The organism is Mycobacterium sp. SP-6446, from assembly GCF_001954045.1.
Lineage (GTDB): Bacteria > Actinomycetota > Actinomycetes > Mycobacteriales > Mycobacteriaceae > Mycobacterium.
Genome location: NZ_MBEM01000169.1, coordinates 15,450 through 40,888, shown reverse-complemented (window position 1 = coordinate 40,888; position 25,439 = coordinate 15,450). Strand labels below are relative to the sequence as shown.

General features: G+C 65.0%; 19 protein-coding genes. All 19 read right to left on the bottom strand.

Annotated elements, in window-relative coordinates; translation table 11 throughout:
• Window positions 1-108 precede the first annotated feature (108 nt).
• The gene (locus tag A5736_RS15340) at window positions 109-1,542 is read right to left on the bottom strand and encodes a type IV secretory system conjugative DNA transfer family protein (protein WP_076247130.1); all 1,434 of its coding nucleotides are present in this window, start codon (window positions 1,540-1,542) and stop codon (window positions 109-111) included.
• 45 nt (window positions 1,543-1,587) lie between these two features.
• Complete coding sequence (locus A5736_RS15335) at window positions 1,588-3,087, bottom strand: amino acid permease (RefSeq protein WP_076247128.1); 1,500 nt, start codon at window positions 3,085-3,087, stop codon at window positions 1,588-1,590.
• Window positions 3,088-3,860: 773 nt separating this feature from the next.
• Window positions 3,861-4,577 (bottom strand): isopentenyl-diphosphate Delta-isomerase, encoded by a 717-nt coding sequence (gene idi / locus A5736_RS15330; protein WP_076247126.1) that lies wholly within the window; start codon window positions 4,575-4,577, stop codon window positions 3,861-3,863.
• Window positions 4,578-4,718: 141 nt separating this feature from the next.
• Entirely contained in the window at window positions 4,719-5,708 is a 990-nt protein-coding gene (locus tag A5736_RS15325) for a polyprenyl synthetase family protein (RefSeq protein ID WP_175611293.1), read from the bottom strand.
• A 735-nt stretch (window positions 5,709-6,443) separates the two neighbouring features.
• On the bottom strand, window positions 6,444-8,216 hold the full coding sequence (eccA, locus tag A5736_RS15320) for a type VII secretion AAA-ATPase EccA (RefSeq protein WP_083667463.1): 1,773 nt from the start codon (window positions 8,214-8,216) through the stop codon (window positions 6,444-6,446).
• Window positions 8,213-9,868 carry a type VII secretion protein EccE gene (gene eccE, locus A5736_RS15315; protein ID WP_076247120.1) on the bottom strand — a complete coding sequence of 552 codons (1,656 nt, stop codon included), beginning with the start codon at window positions 9,866-9,868 and terminating at the stop codon, window positions 8,213-8,215. Before eccE ends, eccA begins: the two co-directional genes overlap by 4 nt.
• 5 nt (window positions 9,869-9,873) lie before the next feature.
• A complete protein-coding gene (mycP, locus tag A5736_RS15310; protein ID WP_076247119.1) occupies window positions 9,874-11,325 on the bottom strand; it encodes a type VII secretion-associated serine protease mycosin in 1,452 nt (483 codons plus the stop codon).
• Entirely contained in the window at window positions 11,325-12,830 is a 1,506-nt protein-coding gene (eccD, locus tag A5736_RS15305; protein ID WP_076247117.1) for a type VII secretion integral membrane protein EccD, read from the bottom strand. The genes mycP and eccD overlap by 1 nt, the downstream gene beginning before the upstream one ends.
• Window positions 12,827-14,089: a MinD/ParA family protein gene (locus A5736_RS15300; protein ID WP_254848370.1), complete on the bottom strand. Its 1,263-nt coding sequence runs from the start codon at window positions 14,087-14,089 to the stop codon at window positions 12,827-12,829. The genes eccD and A5736_RS15300 overlap by 4 nt, the downstream gene beginning before the upstream one ends.
• 52 nt (window positions 14,090-14,141) lie before the next feature.
• Window positions 14,142-15,017 (bottom strand): ESX secretion-associated protein EspG, encoded by an 876-nt coding sequence (locus A5736_RS15295; RefSeq protein WP_076247116.1) that lies wholly within the window; start codon window positions 15,015-15,017, stop codon window positions 14,142-14,144.
• 84 nt (window positions 15,018-15,101) lie between these two features.
• Complete coding sequence (locus A5736_RS15290; protein WP_076247114.1) at window positions 15,102-15,392, bottom strand: WXG100 family type VII secretion target; 291 nt, start codon at window positions 15,390-15,392, stop codon at window positions 15,102-15,104.
• A 50-nt stretch (window positions 15,393-15,442) separates the two neighbouring features.
• On the bottom strand, window positions 15,443-15,766 hold the full coding sequence (locus tag A5736_RS15285; protein ID WP_139333332.1) for a hypothetical protein: 324 nt from the start codon (window positions 15,764-15,766) through the stop codon (window positions 15,443-15,445).
• A gap of 85 nt (window positions 15,767-15,851) precedes the next feature.
• Entirely contained in the window at window positions 15,852-17,087 is a 1,236-nt protein-coding gene (locus tag A5736_RS15280; RefSeq protein WP_076247111.1) for a PPE domain-containing protein, read from the bottom strand.
• Window positions 17,088-17,120: 33 nt separating this feature from the next.
• The gene (locus A5736_RS15275; RefSeq protein ID WP_076247109.1) at window positions 17,121-17,423 is read right to left on the bottom strand and encodes a PE domain-containing protein; all 303 of its coding nucleotides are present in this window, start codon (window positions 17,421-17,423) and stop codon (window positions 17,121-17,123) included.
• A gap of 135 nt (window positions 17,424-17,558) precedes the next feature.
• On the bottom strand, window positions 17,559-20,486 hold the full coding sequence (gene eccCb, locus A5736_RS15270; protein ID WP_076247107.1) for a type VII secretion protein EccCb: 2,928 nt from the start codon (window positions 20,484-20,486) through the stop codon (window positions 17,559-17,561).
• Window positions 20,480-21,646: a cell division protein FtsK gene (locus A5736_RS15265; protein ID WP_139333331.1), complete on the bottom strand. Its 1,167-nt coding sequence runs from the start codon at window positions 21,644-21,646 to the stop codon at window positions 20,480-20,482. Before A5736_RS15265 ends, eccCb begins: the two co-directional genes overlap by 7 nt.
• On the bottom strand, window positions 21,646-23,133 hold the full coding sequence (gene eccB, locus A5736_RS15260; protein ID WP_254848369.1) for a type VII secretion protein EccB: 1,488 nt from the start codon (window positions 23,131-23,133) through the stop codon (window positions 21,646-21,648). The genes A5736_RS15265 and eccB overlap by 1 nt, the downstream gene beginning before the upstream one ends.
• Window positions 23,134-23,154: 21 nt before the next feature.
• Window positions 23,155-24,189, bottom strand: coding sequence for a C40 family peptidase (locus A5736_RS27095; protein WP_076247100.1), 1,035 nt, complete (start codon window positions 24,187-24,189; stop codon window positions 23,155-23,157).
• On the bottom strand, window positions 24,189-25,229 hold the full coding sequence (locus A5736_RS25675) for a transglycosylase SLT domain-containing protein (protein ID WP_175611292.1): 1,041 nt from the start codon (window positions 25,227-25,229) through the stop codon (window positions 24,189-24,191). The genes A5736_RS27095 and A5736_RS25675 overlap by 1 nt, the downstream gene beginning before the upstream one ends.
• Window positions 25,230-25,439: the final 210 nt, after the last annotated feature.

Below are 25,439 nucleotides of genomic sequence, written 5' to 3'. Positions count from 1 at the left end.
GGCCCGGAAGCCCAGCTCTGAACGGATCATGCACACGGACAGCGTGCCCCTCTGTCGATACTCGCGGGCACCCGACCCCTGGCAGACGGATCACCATCTCCCGCCCGTCTACATGGCCGTGCCCCACGCCTGGGTACCGCCCGGGTGGCTCTCGTCGAGCCGCCACGAGCGTGCCAGCCGCTCCAGCGTGTTGGCGTTGCCGCCATCGCCGCGCGACAACAAGTGGCGCACCGCAGCATCGTAATACTCACGAAATACCGGCCAATCCGGGATTTCCACCGAAGAGCCAAGGGTGCCGCCCACCAACAATCGCGCCTCATCGCGGTTGCGCGGCAACAACTCCTGCCAGCGCAACCCCGCGCCTAGCTCGCTATGCAGGTAGCTATGGCCGTCGGCCTGGCTGTAGGTTTCCGGGTGACGGGTCGTCAAGCCCGACCAGCCCTCAACTTTCGCCAACAGCTGCAGGTCGCGCGCACCATACATGATCAGCGTGGCCGGGAAGACATCGCGTAACTCCTCGGCATAGGCGGGGCCATAAGCGGTGTCCAGCTGGGAGGACGCCTGCACGCCGGCGACCAGATTGATGCCCAGTCCGCCGCCCTCCCCCAGGACGTAGCGCAGGTTAGGGATCGGCGCGGTGTTGGGCAGATCATCGACGACCAACAACAAACGCTCCATCGGCGCACGGGATGCGGCCTTGTCTCGCCAACGCCGAATCAGCGCATCCAGGAGAGTCACAGCGCAAGCGGTGACCGTCCCATCGGCAGGGGTCAGCACAAAAAGGGTTGCCTCAGCGTCATCCAGGAATTGCGGATCAAACGTTGCGAATGTCTTGTCCGCCAACGTCGTCCGCAACCACGGGGTCAATGCCGCTCGCATCGCAACCGCCACCGAGTCACGTACTTGGGTGTCCGTCATCTCGAACATCCTCCGCAATCCCAACGCCAGGACATCAGCGGACTGGCAGATCGCGACCGCCTGATGCCACCCCGGCTCATCCCCGCAATCGGCATTGACGTTGTCGACCGCGCGCAACACCCACTCGATGCCCCGGGCGTTTCCCGCCGGTGAGGCCGCATACAGCAAGGCCGCCAGGGGGCCGACGGCCCGCGACTCCCAAATCCCTTCGTCGCGCAGCTGATTGGCGCCCCATCGCCGAGCTGCCGTAGCCGCGCGCATGATGGTCTCTGCTACGGTCAGCGCTTCATGCGGTGTGCTGGTGGTGACGGTCGGGTCATAGCCCAACCTGACGATTCCCTCGGGGTACACCGGTGTGGGGATCGGCCGCATGTCTATCAAAGCCATTGGGCCCCAGCGTCGTTCTATCACGTGCTGCTGAAGATCGTCTCTGGGCGACACCACGACCGCTGGGCCACCCCACAGTACGGCAGCAGGCGCCAGGATCCGGCGAGTCTTGCCAGCCTCCGTCGGCCCCGATACCAGCACGTGGGCTGCCGAGCGCGGCACGTAAATCTGTCCGCCAGTGCGGGTATCCATCCGCCGCTTGAATCCGCAATACGGCGTTGCGGCGTTGGTCAGCACGTGGACCTCCTACGACCAATAGGTGAAACCAGATTTGTCGGCCACTCAGCCCCCTGGCAAGGCGCGACTATCCCTTCGGGCAATTCCACCCATCAGCGGCGTCTCGGCAATGACAGGAAAGGCGCCAGTGAAGCCAGACCGCTCACTGGCAACCCGAAAGACGCGGTTACGCACCGCGAACCAGCCCACGATCAGCATAGGCACCGCGGCTAACAGCGCCACCAGATTCCACCGGTTCTCGTAACACATCAGAACCACGACAACGGCGAGGAACAGCAGCGTGGCGTAACTGGTATACGGAGTTCCCGGAAGCCGAAAACTCGGGCGGGCCAGGACACCGCGTTGCGAAAGCCGGTACAGCTTCAGCTGGCAGATCACAATAGTGCCCCACGACGCGATAATGCCCAGCGCCGCAACCTCCAACGCGATATTAAACGCATCGGCCGGCACAACCAGGTTCAAACCGATACCGGTCAGCGTGATGCATCCGGTGAGAAGAATTCCCGCGAAAGGCACGCCGGTCGCAGACATCCTCGCGGTGAACTTGGGTGCACTCCCGTTCATCGCCATCGAGCGCAGCATGCGCCCCGTCGAGTACAGCCCCGCATTGAGGCTCGACAGCGCGGCCGTGAGTACCACAAAGTTCATGACGTGCCCGGCTGCCGGAAAACCGATGTGAGAGAAGAAACTGACAAACGGACTGGTGTTCTTGGCATAGGCCGAATAAGGCAGCAACAGCCCGAGCAGGATTACCGACCCGACGTAAAACACCGCGATCCGCAATACCACCGAGTTGATCGCGCGCGGCATCACCTGATGTGGGTTCTCGGTTTCACCAGCCGCGGTACCCACCAATTCGACTGCGGCGAAGGCGAATACAACGCCGGACGTGACGATCAACACCTGCAGCAGGCCCGTCGGGAATAGGCCCCCGTGCGAGGCAATCAGCGACGGACCCGTCGGCTGTCCGTCGATGTGCATACCGCCGGCCAGGAATACGGTGCCGGCGACCAGGAATACGATCAGCGCGACGACCTTTATCAGCGCCGCCCAGAACTCCATCTCGCCGAACAACTTGACTGAGATCATATTCATAGTGAGCACGACGACCAATGCTGCCAACGCGATGCTCCACTGTGGGAAGATCCGGAACGTGTTCCAGTAGCGCAGGTACAGCGCGATGGCGGTGACGTCCACGATCGCCGCCGCGGCCCAGTTCCAGAAATACATCCAGCCCGCGACGAAAGCCGCTTTCTCGCCGAGGAATTCGCGTGCATACGATACGAACGAACCCGACGACGGTCGGTGCAACACCAGTTCCCCGAGTGCACGCAGGATAAAGAAGACAAACAGGCCACAGAACGCGTACACGACAAACAGCCCCGGCCCGGCTGTGTGTAGCCGAGCGCCCGTACCCATGAACAATCCGGTGCCTATCGCACCGCCCATTGCGATCATCTGAAGTTGTCGCGGCTTCAGGCCCTTGTGGTAGCCGATATCTTCGTGCGCCAGCGCGGAATTGTCGTAGTCATCTGGTGGCTCCACCGGCTCGATCCCCGTCTGTGGTGTTTTGTTATCTTTGACGCCTCCCGATCGCCCTCAGACTACAGCATCACACAGCACACACAATACGTGAACGCGATTCGATCGCCTCGCCTCGGTGAAGGGATGCGGTGGGGCATATCCTGCACGGTTCCGCCAGTAATCCGTCAGATGGCTACTCAGCCATGTTCTTTGGAAGAGCCGATACGTCATTGACCGACCCGTGAACTGGCCCGTGGTGAGCGAGACGGAGTGATAGGTGGATGTCGGTAGCGGCGCGACGGGCCGCGGAGCAGTGTCGAGGCGTCGTTTGGCGTATTGTTGCCCGATGGCTTGTGCTTGCACCGATGAGTTTCAAGGTCTGCCGAAGTCTATTGCTGCGTGTCCAAATTCTTGACTAGGCAGGGGCTAAACCGGTTCGACGAGATTGCGGCGTCTCACGTGGGAAATGATGCGGTGCCGGGTCTCGTGGCAGTGGTCGCAGTCGGCGAACACACTCACGCGGTGACCCGCGGTGTCCGCAGCGTCGGCGGTCCAGCAATGTGTCCAGACCTACGAAGCAATCAACGACAATTACACCTCACCCACGGGGCTTGCGCTTGCTCGCGATGCGGCGAGGCGCCGCCAAGCAAACTTAAAACTGGTGTCGGGCACCGACGATCGAGTCGCGTGGACACCCGAACTCCCGCAACAGCTTTCACGCGCTGTCGCATAGCCGGCGGATCGCTGCCCGCATGGCACCGTTCCGAGTTGGATCTCAACGCAAGTGATCGTCGTTACTCGTGGTGGTACCGCCGATGTGCGGAGCTATCGTCTCCAATTCCAAATGATGTCTTCTGAAAGGCCTGGGTCGGCTGAGTCAACGCTTCGGTCGATCCCGTTGAGTTTGGCGGCTCGCCGGCGTCAGGGCACCGAAGAAAGTCAGGAAGCTCATCCGATCGGTCACACCAGCCGGCTGGCGGGCCGAGCTCCTTCAGGGCCTTCACTTGCAGCCGACTCCACGGCGAGAGTTCGATAGCAGCTGAATCGACGATCCCGACGAACGATCGCCAGTCGAGCCATAGGGCACCTTCCGCCTCGTCGCTATTCAACGCGATATCGTCGCTATCAACGACCGCGGCAACGACGGGGCAGTATTCCCATTCGACGATGCCGCGATCAGAAACGGCGCGATAGGAGAAATCCGGCAAGAGAGTCTTGAATTTTGCGATGTCACATCCGAGTTCATGACGTACCACTCGTCGGGCAGCGCGTTCTAAGGACTCGTTGACTCGGGGATGGCCGCAAGCCGAATTGGTGACCACGCCGGGCCAGGTCTTCTTGGAGAGCGCGCGCTGAGTGATCAATATTCGTCCGCGCAGGTCGAACAGGTAGCACGACAGCGCCAAATGGAAAGGCGTCTGCCTAGTGTGCACGTCGTTCTTCGGCATCCAGCCCACCGGACGACACAACGAGTCGAGGAGCACCACCGACTCACCCGGATGCGGTTCCATATCGCCTATACGGCTCGAGACACCGCGGCTTCGCAACGCGATTGCTCCTCTACCTCGTGGCCGATCTTGCCACCGTCGATGATTTCCTCTACACACATCGGTGCAACCGTCATCGGCGTTTTGGTTCGCTATTCGGACGCATTACGACACGGATTCTAGGGGAATGGTTGCCGGCACTGGAACGGTCGATGGCACGCCGACTGCGCGCGAAAATATGTCCGCCAGAGTGTATTTCACTGCATTGTCCACGGCAAGTGACCGCAGCGCGCGGATGGTCTCTTGGAGGCGGTCAACAATAACCGCCTGAGCTACCTCGAGCGCACCGGACTGCCGAATGATTTCGCCGGCATCATTTACCTGCCTGGCGGTTACGTTGGGAGCGCCCAGCACGCTTTCGAGGCGCGTGCGCTCATTGGCGTTGCATCGCGCTAAGGCAACCGCTATGAGCACTGTGCGCTTACCGTTTCGGATATCGTCTCCCACTGGCTTGCCCGTCACGTCGGATTGGCCAAAGACACCCTGGATGTCGTCGTGGATCTGGAATGCCTCGCCAAGCGGCCTGCCAAGCCCAGCGAGCGCTGCAACCAACGTGTCAGGCGCGCCGCCGGCGATGGCGCCCAATCGCAGAGGCTGGGAGATCGTGTAATTGCCCGACTTCAGTCGTGCCACACGCAGTACGTCACTCATCGACCTTCTGTCCACGCAGTCCGCGCATATATCGAGGTACTGGCCACCCATCACTTCCAGGCGCATCTCATCGTATGCACGCCGGAACACGTGCGCGCAATCCTTGAGCAGCGGGGAGGCATCGATCACCATGTCGGCCCACACGAGCAAAGCGTCGCCGAGCAGCATTGCCGACGACAAACCGAAGTGGGTCGGATCGCCGCGCCAACCGCGGTCCATGTGCATTCGGGCCAATTGCTGGTGGGCTGTCGGTACGCCGCGTCGAAGCGGCGACTTGTCCATCAAGTCGTCGTGCACGAGCGCAAAGAGGTGAAAAATCTCCATGGCGATGGCCACATCGATTACCTCATCGCAATCCAGTCGGTCAGCAGCCCGCCATCCCCAATAAAATAGTCTGGCGCGTAACCTCTTTCCATCGGCCAATCCCAATCGGGTCGCAGCCATCACAAGGTCATACGTCTCATCCGCTGTCCGGCCGCACGCGACGCCGAATCGGCGTAGCGACTCTGATAGCGCGGAATCCAGGCGTTCCTTTGACGGTTCGTGCATCGCTGCTAAGGCTGGCCCGCCGTCTACCGGTTTCATGCCAACACCGACTCGCTGCACTTCTGGATGCGGTACCAGGCAAATAACTTGCTAGCCAAAAGGTTTAGGCACATTGCCTCGGTTAGCGAAGGCTGGGCGGATTCAGTGCCAAGTTCGATGCTCGATCGCCGGGTCCGCCGTACGCAATCGCGAGGCTCCCACGAAAGTGCTTGCCTCCCAGAATCTGTGGCAGCATGACGCGACCAGGCACTGCAGTATGAGCGTTCTTGGCGACAGCGCGTTGCAAGACATGTACCGTGGTGAGTAGCTTGATAGACTGGCGTCATAACGCAACTCCCCGTGTGAGGCCCAGAGGCACCTGTGGCGGATGGTCCCGTGAGCGGTCAGACAGACGGCGGGTAAACCGCCTGGCGTGAGCCGTCGCTAGCAACGTTGGCATAGTCGGTAGGCCGCGTACATCGGTAGGCCCGATGGGTGCGTCGTCCGATGAAGGACTGGCCTGTGCGTTCGGTAGTGCTCGACCAGCCTGTTTGCAATACGGTGCCAGCAAGAACTGCTACGGTCGCGACAGCCGTGCCCGTCGATCGGCTTGCCCGGCCTACCGATGTCTGTCATCCACCTATCGCCGTTTGCTTAGCAGCGCCACTCCGCTGGTAAGGCTGAGGCCAGTCCCTCGGCGAGGTCCTCGGCCGTCAACATCGCGAACACATCGAGTGCAATGTCTTCGGCAACCTTGTCGTCGGACAAATCCACATCGGCGAGACCATAGTCTGTCACAAGGCGCTGCGCCCGATGCAACTGTGCGCCCTCGATGATCGTTCGGGCGAACCGCGCATTGCCCAATGTATCGATGCCCCGGACCACATCTCCCGCGGCGGTCGAGGTCTTGGTGTCATAGAAGCGCTCGAGCGGAGCTCTCAATACGGCGTGAGCAGCGCCGGCGACCAGCGTGTCGCCTGCTTCAGCCGCCTGCTTCTCGGCTATCGCAATCAGCTCGTCCGGTGTGTAGGAATGGAATTCGATTGTGGTGGCGAAGCGCGATCGCAGGCCGGGGTTGACGGCTAAAACCCGCTGGCACGCCATTGGATAACCGGCGGCGATGACGACTGTCTGGTCGCGGTGATTTTCCATGTGTGGCACCAGGCTGCCGATGATGGCCTGTCCAAACGCATCTCCGCTGGAATAGCCCTCCTGGATGAGGTCACCGAACTCGTCTATGAGCACCGTGGCTCCCATCGCTTGCTCCAGTAATTCACGCGTATTGCTCTCAGCATCGCCTAGGTGCCGTCCGACGAGTTTGTCCCGATTGGTTTCATACACGTCGGGACGCGGCAGCAGCCCGAGGCCGCAAAAGATGTTGGCGATCGCCCGTGCCGATTGGGTTTTGCCCACTCCGGGCGGGCCGATCATCAAGATGTGGCGTGAGATCGCCGGAGTGGGAAGCCCTTTGCGCGTACGCAATACCCGCACGATCGAGTCGGCCTTGATCGCGTTGATTCGCGTCTTCACCGATTCCATGCCGACCATTGCGGCCATGGCCGCCTCGGCTTCGGCGAGGCGTGCCTTAGCGGCGCTTGCAGTATCGGCGGCCACGCGTTGCTCGGGCGTGACGGCGCTGGCCGGGTCCCAGAAGGCGGTGCGGCTGTCGATGGTGGCTTGATCGGTCACCTCCACACCAAATGTGGGATCTGACAGCGCCATACGCGACCGTTGGAAATCCGGCCAGCGCACCGAGATGTCAGTCAGCAACGCTCGCGCCGTGTCCTCGTCGCCGCCAGAGCGCGCCACCAGCGCCCGGCAAAACAGCGCGTCGCGGACCACCTCCGGGGTTGGTGAGGATTCAGCCACGAGTGCCGCGGCGACGGCCCGCTCATCCAACCCGAGCCCGGCGGCGGCCCAGGCCTCCATCAGGCTGGCCGCGGTGCTCAGCAGCCGATCCTCCCAGATTGCACATCCCTCGAGGGAGGCCAGTACGTCCGGCCAACGACGGGTGCGTGATCCCAGCACCGCGCGCACGTAGCGCACCGATGGGACCGTGGGCAGCCGCAGCAGAATCTCGTTCGCGCGGTCGAACTCTCGCTCATCGATCAGCGCCGCGGCATACGCCACCCGGGCGCCCTGCTCGTCGGCGATGGTGAACCGCACGTACTCGATCTCGAACGCCGCGGAAAGCTGGTGAGGTGCCATGCCCAGCGATCGCAGGTCGTCACCGAGCGCCGCGGCGTGTCCAGCGAGGTTGGCCAGTGTCGTCAGAGATCGGTCCCCGGCTGCCACCCGGCCAAGCCAACCGTCCGCCGATTGCGGGTCATCCTCGGTGGCGATGTTGAAAACTTTGCGCGCCTTGGCCGTATCGGTCGACAGCGCTTTGACCGCAGCCGCCAACGCCTGGATGGAACGCTCGCTCACTGCGTCACCGACACCAGCGATTCGGTGCCGCGCAAATGGGCCAGAAACTGAGTTTCATTGCGGGGCCGCAGAATCCTCAGTGGCACGTCAGCGAATCTGGGTGTGGTCAAGGTGAGCTGCCCCGGTGAGGCCTGTGTCAGCACCACATCAGCGTCAGGCGGCGGGGTCGAACTGATGGACACCACCGTATGACCGCGCTCGCCTACCGCCATTGCCGGATTCTGGGCGTGGTCGCCGTCAAGTACGACCATCGTCACCGCACCGGGGTGGTCGGTCAACCGGTCGGCCAGCACGATGTGCTCGCTGCAAATCGGGGCCCACAGCTCCGGGCGGTTGGTGTGCACCAGCACGGTCGAGCCGGTTGCGGTGGCGCGCAATACCAGCGACTGCGCCACCCCTGGTTCCACTGAGAGGCCCACCCGCGTCGGCCTCAGTGGGTCATGCAGCGGCAGTAGCAAGGGGAAGCCGGTATGGGTGGTGCCGATCATGAACCCGGCTGGCGCCAGCGGCATTTCCAGGCCAGCCGGCTCGAGCTGACGGGCAGACATTTGCAGCGCAACCGACCGGTCACCTAGCGGAAGCGAGGCAAGCACCGCGGAAAACGCCTGCCCCGAGACCGATCGCAGCGTCAAGACTGGTGGATGAGTTGCCTGCGCCGCGGTGTGGAAACGCACAATCGCCGCGGCGGTCATGCTGCCCGAAGCCGTGGCGGCCAGTCGTACGGTCAGCACTGTCAACAACGAACGTACCGACCACACATCATTCACCAGCTCCGTGGTGAGATCAGCGCCGGCGATCCGGTAGGTGGTGACGTAGGCACCGCCGGTATCGATGTGCGTCCACGATTCACGCACCTCGGCGAGGTCGATGCCGCCCAGCAGTGCATTCGTGGCCATCGCCAATTGGTCCGCGCTGCATGTCACCGCGCGGCAGCCAGAACGTAACACCGCTTGGCGCATCCGTTCGGTCGCTGCGGCCGCCGCCGCGGCCGCGTCACCGCGATAGGCCATCGCCGCCAGGCACGCTCGCGGACACAATCGCAGTACCAACCAAGTTTCGCGCAGCCCAACGGCAGGCCGGTCCCCAATGATCTCGTCGTAGACGGACGCGAAGGCGGCACTACCGGTCCGTCGTCCCGCCGACACGACGTCCACCGATGCCAACTCCAAACCGCCGAACTGCCGCAGCAAGGAAGCCACCACCTGCAGCGGCACGATATCTTCGGTCTTGGCGCCCCCGGGAACCAAAAACGTTGGCGCATAGGCGCGCCCGTGCAGCGCGATCATCGTCACCGCGTACTGGCCGTCCCATCGCATGCCGACCGCGCCGATGCCGGCCAGATCCACGTTGAACGGCGCCGGTATCGCCGCGCGCCGCAGGCGAGCCGCCGCAGACTTGCGATGCCAGAGAAACCGGACCAGCCGGGCCAGCCATCGCGCCGCGGTGGCCTCGTTGTAAGTCGCGATGACCGACAGCAGGGTCAGCATCGCAATCGTTGCACCTATTGGCCGACCCACCCTTGGCAGCAACGGGATCAGCGGTGCGGCCATCAACTGCACCACGACGATATGACGTTGCCGCAGATCAACACCCCACCGGGAGAGCTGCTCAGGCAACGAAGAACTCGCACCTGGAATCAAGTCGTCACTCATCGGCCTCACCATCTCTCCGCGCCACGCCGTGGCCGGCGATCATGACCGGCCAGCCGCAGTACCCCGAAAACCAGTGCAGCCAGGGCAATTACGGCTGATGAACCAATGAGTGCCGTGGCCATCGGGCGGCGGTCGGGCGCCGGCGCCGGCGCCGGCAAAATCAGCTTGCGCGTCGCGTGCTCTGTCGGTAGCCGCTGTCCAATCGCGACATCGTCGTTCAGCGCGGCAACCGGATCGACTGTCCCGTAACCGATCCGGTTGTCAACCACATCGGACGGCGAATGCGCGGTCCGCTCTATCCGCCGAATGACCTGCGCTGCGGACAGATTCGGGTACTTTGCCCGCACCAAAGCCGCCAGGCCCGACACGTATGCGGCCGAAAAGCTGGTGCCGCTCATCGATCTCATCACCCCGGCTTGACTGTCCAATGTCGCGTTGATGAGCTGACCCCGGTCGGTGACCGCTTCCACAAAAATCCCCGGCGCGCCGACCCCAACCCAGGGCCCCGACAAGCTGATCTCCCGGCCATGATCGTCAACCGCGGGCGCCCCGGCGCCGTCGGTGGCGCTGACGGACAGCACATAGTCGGAGAACCAGGACGGGGTGCTCACGGTGACTACGCCGGCCCAGTTGCGGGAATCGGCGGGGCGGGCCGGGTCGACATCAGGATTTTGCGCGCATCCGGGACTACCGAGATTGCCTGCGGCGCTGACTAATACCACATCGTGGTCAACGGCTGCGTAGCGCAGCGCGGCACCCAGCGAGTTCTGGTCTACCGGCTTGAGCACCGGAACGCAGGCGACCACGGACATATTGATCACCCGCGCGCCAGCGTTTGCGGCATGGACCACCGCCCGGGCGAGGGTGCCGACCGTGCCGGCGCGCCGGTCGGTCTGCGTATCCGTCGGTGCGGGACGTTCGGGCTGGAACGCATCGGACGACTGACGTATGGAAATCAATTCAGCGTCCGGCGCCACGCCGGCCAGTCCGTCGGTCTCGGAGGGTGCCGCGCCGATGATGCTGGCCACCACCGTGCCGTGGGAGTCACAATCGGACAGGCCGTCACCGTCGGCAACGATATAGTCACCGGCGCCGCGCAAATGCGGAAGCCGCGGTGATCGATTCACCCCGGTGTCGATCATGGCCACCGTAACGCCGGCGCCTTTCCCGGCGGATTGCCACAGCGCGGGGAGATTCATAAACGACTGTCCGATCGGCGTGGCACCGAGGTCAGCCCCGGGTAACGCTCCGGTGACGGCGCAGCTTTGGATCATCCTCATGGGCTGGTCAGGAGCGGGCGGCGCGTCGGGCGGTGTCGCGCTCGGGTCCACAACGGGTGCGGTGAGCGCCCCTGCCGGCGTTGAGGTGCCGCTGGCCATCACCAACCCAACGGCGATGAGCTCAGCGCCGCACCGCCGCGCCCACCGTGCGGCGCAGCCGCATGATGCGAAGCCCATCAGTGATTCCTGGCCAGGTAGTACAGATTGCACAGCCACAACGCCATCGGCAACACCGCCACCACCAGCGCATACTCCGCCCATTCCACCACCTTGCGGAAAATCGGCGAGAACACGTGGGCGGGCACTATGGCCGCAACCGCCAGCATCAAGAGTCCGAGCGCGAGCGCCCCTGCGGCGACCGCCAGCGACAGAACCGTATTGTGTTCGGCCAGAGCGTATTTCACCGCCGCCGCGGTGAGCATCAGCAGTCCGCTGGCAACCACGACTATTGCCTGAGTTCGGTCGGTGAACGCCCGACCGCGTAGCACCAGCAATGCCGCCAGCGCCGCCACGAATACCAACTGCAGCCACCAGCGACCGTGCCCGGGAGTGATCACCGCGACCGCCCCGCTGACGAAGAATACTGACGTGGAGGCCACCAGTGCGGTCAGGTAGGTGTTGGCCGCTGCCGCGCCCTCCACTAGTTCGGCCACCGACGGAGTACCGGCGTGTTCCGCTGCGGCCAACGCCTCGGCCGCGATGTCGTCCGCGTCGTCGAAGAGAACCTTGCCTGTGACTGTCGGAAATGGTGGCAGCGGGATGCCGGCCATGCGTCCGGCGAAGCCTTGCGCGTGGGTTAACACCGTGAGCGCTATCGCCAGCGCGCCGACCCAGAGGTATTCCGCGCGCACCGACCACAGTAGGCGAAGTAGTGCCAGCACTGCCGTGGCCGACCCGGTGACCGCGACCCAGGCCATCAGTCCACGGGGCACCGGGGTAAACCGCCAAAAGACCACCGCCACAACGGTTGTGGTAACCATGGCCCACAGCAGGTGCGCCGACCCGGCCCGCCCGGGCGTGCCCATCACCGCGGCGGCCGGGGCGGCAACCAGCGCCGACAACCACAGCGCGCAAGCCACCATCGGCTCACCATGCAGCCGCCAGGTCAGCCAGCCCGCCGCGGGCAGAACCACAGCGAGCCCAGCCGCCAGCACCGAAGGCAGCACGTTCCAGTTCTGCCCACTCGCAAGGTTGCGCTGCCAGACCTCGCCGATCACGGCCAGCGCCACCAGTGCCGCCACGCCCGCCGCCACTGCCGCGAACGCCATCGCGGTGTGCTCCGTGACGGCCGAAAACCGTGCAGCGTTGGCCATCGCCACCGCCGACGAGGCGCTCTCGACGATCGGAGTGAATGCCACCTCGGCGTCGGTCACCTCCATCACCAGCAAATCCCCGTCCACCACGCCCTGCTGAGCGAGGGTTTGGCCGCGGTCCAGCCTTTCCCCGTTGATCCGAGCCAGGGACACCAGTCCCGAGATCACCGCGGCGGCGGCGCCGGTGCTCTCCCGCCGTTCTTGCAACACCTGGATGAGCGCCTCGACCACCGCGGCGACCGGCGAATTCGCCGGCAAGGTCACGTCGTGCTGCTGACCGGCGAAGATGACGGCCACCCGCACCTGTTCGGCCAACCGGACCTGCGTGGCCGGCCGAACTCCGGGCTGGGCGCCGGTCGTCGCGGTCATCGCACATCTCCAGGCTCACGGGGCGCGGGGAGTGCACCGGGATCTTTGTCGGCCGCGGCCCCGAATCCGTCAACCAGTGACGCGGCGGCCTCGATGAACGCGCGGCGAACGTGCGGCTTGAGCCGGTCGAAATCGACGGCGGCGGCGTCGGACAAGTGGGGATCGAACGGCACGTAATGCACCGCACGGACGGCCTTTTCGAACTGGCCATGCAGTTTGCGCACCGACGAGCTCTGGGTCACCTTGAACAGGTCGCTGATCACGATGACCGCCGATCGCACCAGGTGTGGGTAGCCGTGATCGACAAGCCAATTCAGCGTTTCGGCGGCTCCGTCGGCGCCGTCGAGGCGGGTCGTGGAGACGACAACCACCGCATCGGCGCCGGCCAGCACAGCGGCCATCACGTCATCACGAAGCTGGGTGCCGCAGTCGACGAGGCCGATCGGGTACTGGCGTTGCAGTCGCCGCCACAGCTCGGTTACTTGTGCGCCACTGAGCATCTCGTCGCCGGCGTCGCTGGCCAGCACTTCCAGCCCCGACGATGTGCTCTTCCCCAGATAGTGGCGGAAGTCGGAATAGCTCTGCAGGCGTTCGTCGCGGATCAGGCCGCGCCAGGTGCCCGCCGACGGCTCCTGGATGCGTTTGGCGAGATTACCGCTGGCAGGATTTGCGTCGATCGCCACGACCTTGTCGTCGCGGTATCGTGCCAGCGCCGATCCCAGCCCCAACGTCGCCGTGGTCTTGGCGACGCCGCCCTTCTGCTGAAGGACGGCCACGAGGTAGGTGCCGCGGAGGTTGCGCGACACACGCCGACGCAGATCGTTCCACGCCCTCTCGGCGGGCGACGGGCCCAGGTTGATCCCGGCGATCCGATTCAAGCGCCCGCGCCAGCCTGATTCGGGCACCTCCTTATATGGCTTGACCAGATCGGCGGCGCGGATGCTGGCGCGCAGCGGCCCCACCGACGCGCTCGCTTGCTGGGCGGACGATGATCCAGCCGGGGAATGCTCCGGAGTCTCGTGCCTCGGTGCGGCCGGACGTACCTGAGGCGGGCGCTCGGCCGGACCGATGACGCGCTGCCCGTTGAGATCGGGTGGTGCAGTCGGGGTTACGCCGGGCCGCAGGGCGGCGACAACGTAGCCGGTGCCTGCGTCGTGCTGTGCGTCCGCAGGCGGCGGCGGGTCCGGTTGTTGGCCGGGCGGGGCGGGTGGTGAGACATCCACGCCCAGATATCGCGTGTAAAAGTCGCTGTCGCTCACTTGTTCTCCATGTCTGCCGATTCCGCCGCAACCCTCGCCCCCGGTGGGCGTATCAGTTGAGACGGGAATGCTCCCGCCACGCTGGCGTCGGCAGCGTGGCTATCAGTCCGCGCAGCGAGCGCGCGATCGCATCAGTGGTGCCCGGGCTGATATGTGTCCACCAGGTGCCGTCCTCGCGGCGCACCGGGCCCGTCACCATTCGGCCTTCCGTCGTGTCGGTCACCGTCACCGCCGCCTTGGCGACGTGATCACCGCGGCTGTCGTGCTGCACTACACCCAGCGACAACTCGGTCAACGGCTGGTCAGCGGCGGCCATCAACACCCGGCGCTGCCGTGTGGAGAGCCCGAGCCCGCCCAGTGCGACCGTCGGCGACTGTTCGCCGCGCACCACCTGCCCGAGGCCCGCGACGAAGGCTTGCGTCGGCACCATAATCGGCTCGAAGCCGATCGGCTCCACAGACGGCCCGCACAGCGGCAGGATCCGCCCCACCAGGTCGCGGACGGAGTCCACCTGCCCGAGTTCTTCGACGGTCACGTCGTCGTGGCACCGCGACGCCGCCACGTGCAGGTCGCCTCGTCGGGCCACCGCGAGCCGCAGGTAGTCCGGCGCGTCATAACCGCGCCGGATGCCGCCGTACACCTCGACATCGGGCGCACCCAGCACCTCGATCCATTCGGCGATCCTGGGATGCACCGTGTAGTCATCGAGCAGCGCTCCGGCATCCCGCAAAACCGCGATGCCGGGATGGCCGACAATTGGTCCACTCGCCGCGGCGTAGGGCCGCAACATCAACGTCGCGGGCAAAGCCTCCACACCGCACAAAGCCTGCAGCAACCACATCCCCTCGCTGGTGGTGTCGAGCGTCGACACTGCCGCGGGTACATGGCGGACCAGCGGGCGGCGCAAAGCGAATTCGGGCGGGCCCAATACTTCCTCCCTCGGGAGTCAACGACCCGTCCCCGGTGCACACCTCGACGACTGCACCGGAGCCGGGTCGTGATCGGTCGCCGCTCAGGCGTACTGAGCCGCCATCTGCCCGTCGGTCTCGGTAAAGCCGTCATTGGCCATCCCCAGTGCCCGGCTGGCCGCCGCGATGGCCTCCTTGTGGGCGGCGTAATGGCTGTTGATCATCGCGATAGCCTGCTGAAACCCCTGAGAGCCTCGGCCGCCGAAATTCTCGGCATTGTTTGCGACGATCGACAACGACTGCTGGTGGTTCTGCTCGGTTTGTGCTGCGGCCGCCTGAATCTGGACCGCTGCGTCGGCGACAAGCGGCGTGTTGCAGTGAATTACGTTGCTCATTGTCTGTCCCTTCTGATTTCTTCCGGTGCCTGCCTGATTTTCTGGGCAGGTCAGGTCAGGTTGGCGACCTGGCCCAAGATGTGGGCGTTCTCTTGGTCGCGGCCACTGAGCAGCGATGCATTGTTGTTCATCATGTGGGAGTGATCGGCGAACGCCGACGCCATCCGCATGCCGTGGGCGTGCAGCTGCTGACCTGCCTGCTGCATGGCGGTGCCGGCCATCCCCTGCAGGTTCGGGGCCAGGCCGTCACATATCGAGCCCAGGTGTTGCATGATGGCGGCCTGCGTGTCCGACACCTCCTGCAATCCGCTCGCGTTGCTGGCGATCCCTTCGAGTGCGCCATAAATGGAGCTGGCGCCTGTGGTGTCTGCCATGTCGAAATGTCCTTTCATGAAGGCCGTCGATGTTTGCGCATCTCTGCAGATGTTGTCCGGTTACTGAGTCTGGTTGCGGGTGTGATTACCGTTCCTCCTCTCCGGCCACGAACCGTGCGCCAGCCACGCCGGTGACCACCGGCAGTTCCGTGGGCGGGCGGTAAAGCACGGCCGCCGCCAACGTGCCATCGCGCTCTCGTTCCCGCGCAGGCTCCGACGCCTGCTGTGCGGGTGGTTGCATTGCTGCTCCAGGGGCTCCCATTCCAGCGGTGGTGGCCGGTGTCACCGCGGCCGCGCGGGCCTCGGCGACACGCGACACCACGACCGGATCGGCATCCGGATTCGGTGCGGGGCTTGCCGCGTTGGCCGTCGATGACCATGACACTGGACCGCGCATCCCGGCCGGTACCGCGGCGCCGATCCCGCTCAACCCGGCGCCGCCACCCGACAGCGCCGCGGCCACCGTGCCTCCCGCCGCCGGCGCCCTGCCAATCCAGCTGGCGCCGTCGGCTCCTGGCCCGCCCGTTCCACCGGCGCCGGCAGTCTGCGAGCCCAACCCGGTAAGCCCGGACGTCATTGCACTCGGCGCCTGAGCGAGTTCGCTGCCGCCCGACAACAGCGCGTTGGTCGGCTGGGAAAGCACGTTGCCCGGCTGCAGCGAGGCGAGCGCACCGGCCGGCTGGAGCGCCGCGTTGACCGCCGGCGCGGCCGGACTCATCGGCATGGGGGCCCCAGCGGGCAGCGCCGCCCGGATGGATTGCGAGCCCGCCAGCCCCGCGGCGATGGAAGGGTTCGTCGGCGCGAGGGTCGCCGAGAAAGGCGGCGGCGTCAGGGGCTGGATCGCGCCCACAGTGCCCGCCGACTCGGCGGTGTAGAAGGACATCGCGGTCCATGCCCGGATGCAATACTCGGCGTACTCGATCCGGTTGTAAATGATTGCGGGCCAGTTCTGTCCCAGGATATTGGTCGATACCAAAACCACGTACTGCAGGTCGTTCTGTGCAAACTCCGCCGGAGTCGGGGTTAGCGCCTGCGCTGCGTCGAAAGCCACGGCAGCCGCGCTGATCTGCGTTGCCGCCGTGCCCATTTCAGCCGCGGCATGGGCCACCCAGGCTTGGTACGGCGCGTTGGCCGCGATCGCGGACTCGCCGGTGGGCGACGCCCACGCAGTGGTCAATACGCCAGCGATCGCCTCCTGCCCGTCCATGATGTCGGTGAGCTTTGCGGCCATCTCGGTCAGTGCGGCTGCCGAGGCGTAGAACGAGCCCGCGCCCGGACCGCTCCACAGCTGAGCCGAGATCGCTTCTGGCGTAAGAACCATTGAGCCCGTCTCGATCCTCGATGCGGCTTGGCCCTAGCCACCCAGCCCGGCCGCGTTCAGCTCATCGGTCAGGCCATAGGCCGTCGCCGCGTCGGAAATCGACGCACCGTAGACGTCTTGCGAACCGGCGCCGGCGGCGAGCTGACTAGCGACCCCGCTCATGTACGTCCTGATCGCGGCCGCGTTGGTCGCGGACACTTGATCCATCCCGGGGGGCACCACTATCGCGCCCGCGGCATCGCCTTGCAGTCTCACATAGACGGTATCGGCCGCCAGGTCCTCGGTACCGGCCGCCGCCAAATGCATGCCTTGGGTCTCGGCGAAGACGAAGGTCATCTGACTACCCTCCAATGGTGTTGTAGCGCCCTGTACAACCAAGAGCGTAAAAGCTCATTGTTTACTAGACGTAAACGGGAAGTGTTTACTTGACGACACGGTAGCTCGTTTCTCCCTCGCTGTCGTGGTCGACGATCAAAGTCCCCTTTCCGACGGCGGCAAAGCGACCTGCACCAGTTGACGGCCCTTGCGATACACCAGCTCGCCGCGGCCCGGCACCCGCGGGGCGGCACGGACGTCGTCAACGATCTTGTCGGCCTTGTCGCCGTCCATGATCAGCACGCCGGCACCGACGTTGTTCATTGCCCGCACCACCCTGTTCAGCGAACCAGTGGCGTACCAGCCGTTGATCTGGTGACTGGCCAAGATGTGGACGGCGAGCTGCTGACCCGATTCAATTCCAGCGACCAACGGAAAGAGCGCAGACTGGTTGGTGCCTGGCGGGGTGAGCACGTTGAGATCGTCGACGACGATGAACCACCGGACTCCGGTATAGCGCCATCGAGCCAGATCCGTCGGTAAAGTGCCGGCCGGCGGGCGGCGATCGCTGAGCCGCTGCGCGATCGCGCTTGAGGCCGCCGAGACTTCGCTGATGGTGTGCGCATATACCTTCAGATAGGCGGGATCGACCGCGTCGGCCAGCTGGTAATTGGGGTCGAACAACACCACCTGCGCCTGCTCGGGGGTGAAGGTATCGGTGATCGCCGCGCACAGGGTTTTCAGCACGGTGCTGCGGCCACACTTGGACGAGCCGACCGCGAGAAAGTGCGGGCTTACCGTCAAATCGACAGCGGCCGTTGACATTTCCGCTTCCCCCATACCCAGTTTGAGGGTTTCGGGTTTTGCTGGCGGCAGGTCGTGGTAGGCGATTTCGGCCGGAAGCGTCTGCAGCGGCGGCGCGGGTGCCGCACCCCTGCGCCGCCAGGCGGCTTCCACCGCCGCGGCGGTCAGCGGAACTCCGCCGGCGAACTCGGCACCGTCAGCCTGCGGCACCGCCACCAACATGTGCTTGCCCCCGCGACGCAGCGCACGCCCGGCTTGCTCGGGAATCCTGCGAGCCGCTTCGCGATCGCCCATCGTGCTCTCGACCGGATCGGCCATGCGCATCTCGACCCGCGAACCGATTTTCGCCAGGATGCCGGGCCGGATCGATATCCACTGATCATTCGACAGCATCACGTGGATGCCGTAGTTAGCCGCGTCGGCTACCAACGATGTCACTCGGTCGTGCAGTTCAGCAAAGTCGTTCTGCAGCGCCCTGATGTTGTCGATCACCAAGAACACATCGCCGTGCCCATCATCGGGGACGTCACCCCCGGGCAGTCGCGAGTCGTGAGCCGAGGCCGATTTGCGAGCGCGAAACGACGCCAAGTCCAGCCCCGCCTGCTCCCAGTGGCGCAAGCGAAACCGCCGGATCCGTTCCACCTCGGAAATGATCCGGCGCATTTTTTCATCGTTGCCCGCGCCGGCGATGGCAGACATGTGCGGCAACGCGGCCATGGTGTTCATCAGGCCGCCGCCTAGGTCGATGCAGTAGAACTGCACTCGCTGCGGGCTGTGGCTGATCGCCAGCATCATCATCAGCGTGCGCAGCGTCGTCGACTTGCCCGTCTGCCCTCCCCCGACGACCGCGACATGGCCGGACGCCCCCGAGAGGTCCAGGGTGACCACGTCCTGTGCGTGCCGGAACGGATCATCCTCGCGGGCGAACGGAACGACCAGGCCGCCGTCGTCGGTCACCTCACGCCAGTCGCGGCCCCAATGCTGGCCGGCGAGCTCGTCGAGCGGTATCGCCGGAATGTCATCCAATGGCGGCAGCCACAGCCGATGACCACGCCGACCGCCGGCCCGCGCGATCCGATCGGCGAGCACCGACAACACGGTCGGCGCATCTACGCCGGGTTCCTCGACGACGCTGTCATCCTCCACCAGGGCCGGAACGTCGGGCTCCGCGGCCACATCGGCGGGCAACGGGGTGACGCTGGCGGTGAATCGGTGTGCGTCAATGAAATGACCGTCAACATGGAGCCGAGCCGTGCTCGGCTTGGGTTCGACGAACGGCGCCGAGATGAAAAACGACCGATACCGGGTGTGCTCATCGTCGACAACCAGAAACGCCGATCCCTGCGGGGCCCGCTTGAGGTCCTCGTAGGCGCGTGGCGACCCGATGGCTGCCCGGGACTGGGCCGCATCCTTGACCTTCATCCCGATCGAATAAGTTTGCTGCGGAAGCAACCCGGCCATCTTGCCGGTCTCCACCCGCTGGCTGGCGTTGAGGATGTGGATCCACAACGCGCGGCCCACCAGCCCGACATGCTCGAACACCTTGGACATCTCGGGGCGGATCGCCAACAGTTCGGAGAACTCGTCGGCGACAATTACTAACGCGCCCAAGGGTTCCAGCCCCGGTTTGGTGGTGGCGCGGGCCGCTTCGTAGTCGCGCACATCCTTGTAGCCGGTGGCGTTGAGCAGCTCCTCACGCCGCATCACCTCACCGCGGACCACCGCTTCCAACCGATCCAGTTTGTGTGATGATTTCTTCAGGTTTGACACCACACCTTGTACGTGGGGCAGGTGTTCCAGCCCGGCGAATGCCGCCTCACCTTTGAAATCGCCGAGCAGAAACTGCAACTGGTCCGGCGGGTGCAGCATCGCTAAGGCCAACACCAGCGCCTTGAGGTGTTCGGACTTGCCGCTGCCGGTCTGCCCGGTCAACATGCCGTGCGGACCCATCCCGCCCTCGGCGGCTTCCTTCAGATCCAGCCACACCACTTTGCCGGTCGGTGTCTTGCCCAGCGGCACCCGCAGTCGGTCTGCACCGGTCACCTGTCCCCATAATTGGCGCGGATCCCACAGCCGAGCATGGGCGATCCCGAACAGGTCCAGGAACTCCTGGCCGGCGCGCGCATTGGCCGCTCGGTCGGCCAATAGCTGGGCGGCGTCGTCCGAAGGCTCCCATCGCGCGAGTGCACGCGCCAGCACCTCGGCCTCACCGACGCTCAGGAAATCGGGGGTCACCGCGAACGTGAAACCCTCCCGCGCCGCAGGCGATACCCTCACCATTTGCGCACACTCTTGCGGGCCTTCAAGAGGTTGCCGAGCTCATCGACGAGGAACGCGGTGTCCTCGGTGGCCAGTGCGCTATCCCGGTCGCCGGTTGCCTCCAACACCGATGTTCCCCAGCGGCCACCACCGGGTCCGAGGATCGGCGCGCAATTGGCACCGGGACAGTCGACCACGATCACCAGCCGCCGCGACTCCCCGATCGGATCGCCCGCGCCTTGCATTCCCGGAGAGAACCGGGGCCGCCCGCGCAGATCCGTCTCAAACCGGGTCATGAACGACCCAACATCGGCGAAGATCAGCCGAGCCGGCCCGGACGCATCAATAAATTCGTCATCAGCGGTGTGCGGCAACCATTTTGCCCACTCCCACGCCACAGGATCGTCGGTCACGATCGGGACAAGCACATGGTCGGGCCCGTGAAACACGCACAGCTGACACACCAGCGCCCGCAGCACTCCCTGAAGCCGGGGCCGCTCTGCCTCGTCGGCGAAAAAACACCAGCCGGGCTGATCGAACAGGTGCAACGGCCGACTGACGTCGTGCACCACATTCTGGGTGAGCAGGAAATCCCGAGCGGCGATCGCGCTCACCGTCTCGGCGTGCTCGGGCGGGGGCACCTTCACCGGTGGAATCAGGCGCGCCTTGAGCTGTGTCACCCCGACCCCCAGCCGGACATGACCGAAGTTGCGCGCCTTGGGATCACGCTCCCACATCCGCGGGGTGCCGACCAGCCGCACCAACGCCCCATTCGCTGGATCGGGATGGTGCCAAGCGATCTCGACGGCCTGCGCGCGCGCCTTCTTGTGAACGTCGGCGCGGATCTCGTCCAACTTACGCAGATACTGACCTCGGCGGTGGTTGATGGCCGCCGGCCTGCTATCTTTGTCCGCGCCGCCGCGGCCGCGCATCATCATCAGCATCGACATCAACATCACCGGGAAGATAAAGAACGATCCGGTGGACAGTTGCCGCGCGCCGCTGCGATACAACATCACCATCAAAATGACAACGGCGACAACGAAAATCGCCATCCACACCCACGTCGGCGGCTTGGACTGGATCGGCCGCTGCAACTCTCCCGGGTCGGGGAGCTGGATCTCGCCTTCGGCTTGTGGTGGCGCGGGTACCGCCGAGCGGATAAAGCCCTCGCGGGTCATCAGCTTCCCCCCGCTTTGGTGGTCAACGGGGCCGGTGACGGGTCGGGTGCCAGCGTGTCATGTTCGGTGAGTGCCGCCCCTCGCGACAAAGCCGGGCCGGCCGGAAGCCAATGGATCACCGCCCACGGGGCGGGCGCCGGCTTGTGGTCGAGCCCTAACGCGCGCAACGTTTGGTCCTCCCCATGTCCGACCGTCACCACCCCGAACCGCACGCCGTTGTCGGAGATCAACCACTGGCTCTCACTTCGCGGTGACGCGGGATCGATGCCGGTGACCTGGACGAAGTTGGCCGAATCGCTCCCAATGAAGACGTCGTCGGCGACCTGCGCGCCGGCGCTGACCAGCCGTACCAGCCGCACCTCGCCACCCATCGGGATCGGCAGCCGCCGACCCGTGACCACCGATACCTGAGCCTGTGCCTCGCCGGCACCCTTGCGCCACGTCACACAGGTCACGGGCTCAGAAGCCTTGTCCACCAACTGCAGCCGCCCCGGCGGATACGTCGACACGTCGAAGCCCTTGGCCTGCGGCAGCGCTGCTAGCACCTGGCCCGGCACCGAAACCTCTTGGGCGCCAACGGCGATGCCGGCATTGCGGATCATCGTGGCCACGGTCTGCGATACCATCTGCACGCCCGCCGGCAGCGCCACGAAGAACTGCGGATCCCCCGACGCGTCCGCGGCCCGGATCACGCTGCCCGAGACCAACGGGAGCTGTGCATTGGCGTAATACAGCGGTGCGCCGGGCGCGGGTACTGCGGGAACCCGGAGCGGCGCGGTCGGGGTGAGCGCCTCGTACAGAGCGCGGGACATTGCCGATGGATGCAGGTCGCCACCTGGCAGGCCCAGCGCGAGGGTCACCGCTCGATCGGCAAGGTCAATCTGGGAGCGGTGACCGTCGGTCACGACGTACACATTGGACCCGTAGGACATCAGCGCCGCGCGCGGCGCCGTCAGCTCACTGGCCCAATCACCAAGCTGCGGCTGACCCGAAACCACGCTCACCTTCGGGGTGACCTGCGATCCGGCCGAACCGAGTCGATCGCACAGTGCCCAACCGCTTGACGTCGGAGTGCGCACCTCAAGATCATTGGGGGCGCCGATGATGCCGACCAACGGGCCGATAGGACGCTTGCGGATCTCGGCCAACGGCACCATCTTTGGGTTGTCGGGTGATCCGGTGATCAGACGGGCTGAGGCGAGATTCAGCGCAGGGTGCAGCACGCCGCCCACCTCGACATACAGGCCGCCGCTGGCGCGGTCCGCCAGCACCCGTGACGTGCCGATCTGGCCGGTCCGATTGAAAAACCCCGTCACCAAGCACAATCCGACGATCAGCACAGCGATCACGGCCGACACTAGTAACGCCGCTGAGTAGTTTTTCGACGGGTCGTGAATGAGGCGCACGGTGCGCCGGCCAACCGCTACCGACAACCGATGAAACAGGAATCGCCACCCCGACACCTGCTCCCATGAGGCGTAGTTCATCGGCATTGCGTTCTCGATCCCCTAGATCAAAACTCGTCTGACCACGATGTGGCCCTTCGGCATCGCGCTGACCTGAACGAAGCCGTTGCGGTCTGGGGCCTCCACCACGTGACTGGGTGAGATGGCCAACTGCACATGACCTGGCCCGCGGCTGTCGAAATTCGAGAAAATCAAGTCGCCCGCCTTGACGTTCGCCGGCGACACGTGTCGGCCCAGCCCGATCTGCTCGTATGTTGTTCGCGGCAAATCGACCCCGGCACCGGCGAACGCGTACTGCATCAGCGACGAGCAATCGAAGCCGACCTTGCCATCATCGCCACGCCCCGGACCGGTCTTGCCGCCGCCACCCCACGAATAGGGCATCCCATGCTGGGACAACGCACGCGACACCACGGTGTCGATCGGACTGCCGTCGACGGCGCCGCTTGTGGCTCGTCGTCGAGCCTCCGAGCCGCCGCTGGGCTCGGCTGGTATCGAACCCATCGGACCACCCAGGTTGCCCAGGCCGCCGAGCGGCATTGCCCCCATCGATGTCCCCTGCAGCGGCCATGCCGAGGGAGTCCCGGACGGTGAATATTGCGCCACGCCACGGTAATCGGCGGCAGCGGCCTGCGCCGCCGCCGCGTGGGTGGCGGCATCGGCGTGACCATCCTGCAGCGCCCGCTGGGTATCCTGCAGCCGCTGCGTCAGCGCCGATACCAACGCCCGCTGGCCGGGCCGAGTGAAGGTCGCCGGAGCGAGCGTACTAACGTCGCCCGAGGCCCCGGTGATGATGCCATTCATCCGCGCTCGCCCGGACGCGGCCGCGGCGACAGCGTTGGCAAGCTGGGCATGAGCGCTGCCGTCCTGCTCGGCTAGGGCCGCCGCGTGACCGTTCAGCCGATCCGATTCGGTGTCGAAGGCTTCAATGGCCCGCCCGGTACCCAGGCCCGGACCGCGCGGTGTCACCGGCGCGCCGGCCGGAGGCGCGGCCCTACCCGCATCACCCCCGCCGAACGAGTCCCGGGCCGCTCCCATCGCCGCGCCGGTTGCGCGCACGAACCCCTCCAGAGACATCAGTAGCCCCCCGGGGCATGGTGTGGGTTAAATTGGCCCACCGCAGCCAGGTTCGAGCCGTCCCTTGCCACGTGATACCTACTCATTAGGTAGTTCATCGCCGCCGCGGTGTTCGCGATCGGGTCGTAGATGTTCGTGCTGGTGCCGGGTTGATGATGTGCAGCGAAAGTCGTTGGGATGGTTTGCAATCCACCGCGTGAACACCCTGATGGATAGCCGTCAGCCACCTTCGGACCATGGGCATTCGAATCCCAATCGTTGACCGACAGCGGGTTGTAACCTGATTCACGCGACAGACCCACCAGCAGCCCGCTCATCCAGTTACTACGCGCGGTCTTGTCGGTAATCCCCATTTTGTCGAGAGTTTGGTTGATGTAGCTGACGTAGGCTGATTGCCCCTTGGCGAACCCGCTGCGGTTGTACTGCACCGAGCTCACCGGTATTGCCGCCGCGCTCGACACCTGACCCGGGGTGGCACTGGTGAGTTTCGCGGCTTGACCGCCACCGCCCGAGGCGGACTGCTGCATGTTGGACAGCTGCGTCGCGGCGGACATCGCGGCTTGATTTGCGGCCATTGTTGCCGACGCCAACATCGACGCGTTCTGCATCGGCAACGCGGAAGCCATCGGAGCCATCGTGCCCATCGGTTCCGTAGGCGCGATGCCCGCTGCGAGGTTATTACCCACTCCGCTGTAGGCGGCGGCGAGTTGCGCCGAGGCTGCTGCCCGTGTCGACGCGTCGGCATTACCGTTCGTCATTGTTTGCCAGGTTTGTTCGAGTCGACGTGCCAACGCGTTGACCAACGCCTGCTGACCGGCCAGGGTGGTCGTCGCGGACGCCAAACGGGTTATGTCGCCCACTGCCGCCGCGATCACCGCGTCCATTTGGTCGCGTCCCGCCCTAGCTGCGTCCATGGCGCCGATCAGGTCCTTGCTGGCCGCCACGTCCTGCTCACCCAGCTCCGCGATGTGCACATCGACCACCGTGGATTCGTTGTTGAAGGCCGAAGCCGCCTGCCCGGTATTGGAGACCGTGGCCATCAGTCTCGTCGACAGGCGCGATGTCGACAGCGGGGCGGCGCCACCGCCACCGTTGGCACCGAACGAATCCCTGGCAACGCCCATCGCCGCACCCGATGCCCGCACGAAGACTTCCAGCGACATCTAATACACCTGCTGCCCAGACGAATTGGGAAGAACCGGCCGGCGCCGAGATTGATATCGGGCCGGATCATAGATGGTCACCGAAAT

Coding starts and splice junctions, on each gene's coding strand:
- idi (WP_076247126.1), bottom strand. CDS start 4,577: ATGGAACCGCATCCGGGTGAGTCGGTGGTGCTCCTCGACTCGTTGTGT.
- A5736_RS15325 (WP_175611293.1), bottom strand. CDS start 5,708: ATGGCTGCGACCCGATTGGGATTGGCCGATGGAAAGAGGTTACGCGCC.
- eccE (WP_076247120.1), bottom strand. CDS start 9,868: ATGAGTGACGACTTGATTCCAGGTGCGAGTTCTTCGTTGCCTGAGCAG.
- mycP (WP_076247119.1), bottom strand. CDS start 11,325: ATGGGCTTCGCATCATGCGGCTGCGCCGCACGGTGGGCGCGGCGGTGC.
- eccD (WP_076247117.1), bottom strand. CDS start 12,830: ATGACCGCGACGACCGGCGCCCAGCCCGGAGTTCGGCCGGCCACGCAG.
- A5736_RS15290 (WP_076247114.1), bottom strand. CDS start 15,392: ATGAGCAACGTAATTCACTGCAACACGCCGCTTGTCGCCGACGCAGCG.
- A5736_RS15285 (WP_139333332.1), bottom strand. CDS start 15,766: ATGGCAGACACCACAGGCGCCAGCTCCATTTATGGCGCACTCGAAGGG.
- A5736_RS15280 (WP_076247111.1), bottom strand. CDS start 17,087: ATGGTTCTTACGCCAGAAGCGATCTCGGCTCAGCTGTGGAGCGGTCCG.
- A5736_RS15275 (WP_076247109.1), bottom strand. CDS start 17,423: ATGACCTTCGTCTTCGCCGAGACCCAAGGCATGCATTTGGCGGCGGCC.
- eccCb (WP_076247107.1), bottom strand. CDS start 20,486: ATGGTGAGGGTATCGCCTGCGGCGCGGGAGGGTTTCACGTTCGCGGTG.
- A5736_RS15265 (WP_139333331.1), bottom strand. CDS start 21,646: ATGACCCGCGAGGGCTTTATCCGCTCGGCGGTACCCGCGCCACCACAA.
- eccB (WP_254848369.1), bottom strand. CDS start 23,133: ATGAACTACGCCTCATGGGAGCAGGTGTCGGGGTGGCGATTCCTGTTT.
- A5736_RS27095 (WP_076247100.1), bottom strand. CDS start 24,189: ATGTCTCTGGAGGGGTTCGTGCGCGCAACCGGCGCGGCGATGGGAGCG.
- A5736_RS25675 (WP_175611292.1), bottom strand. CDS start 25,229: ATGGCCACGGTCTCCAATACCGGGCAGGCGGCTTCGGCCTTCAACAAC.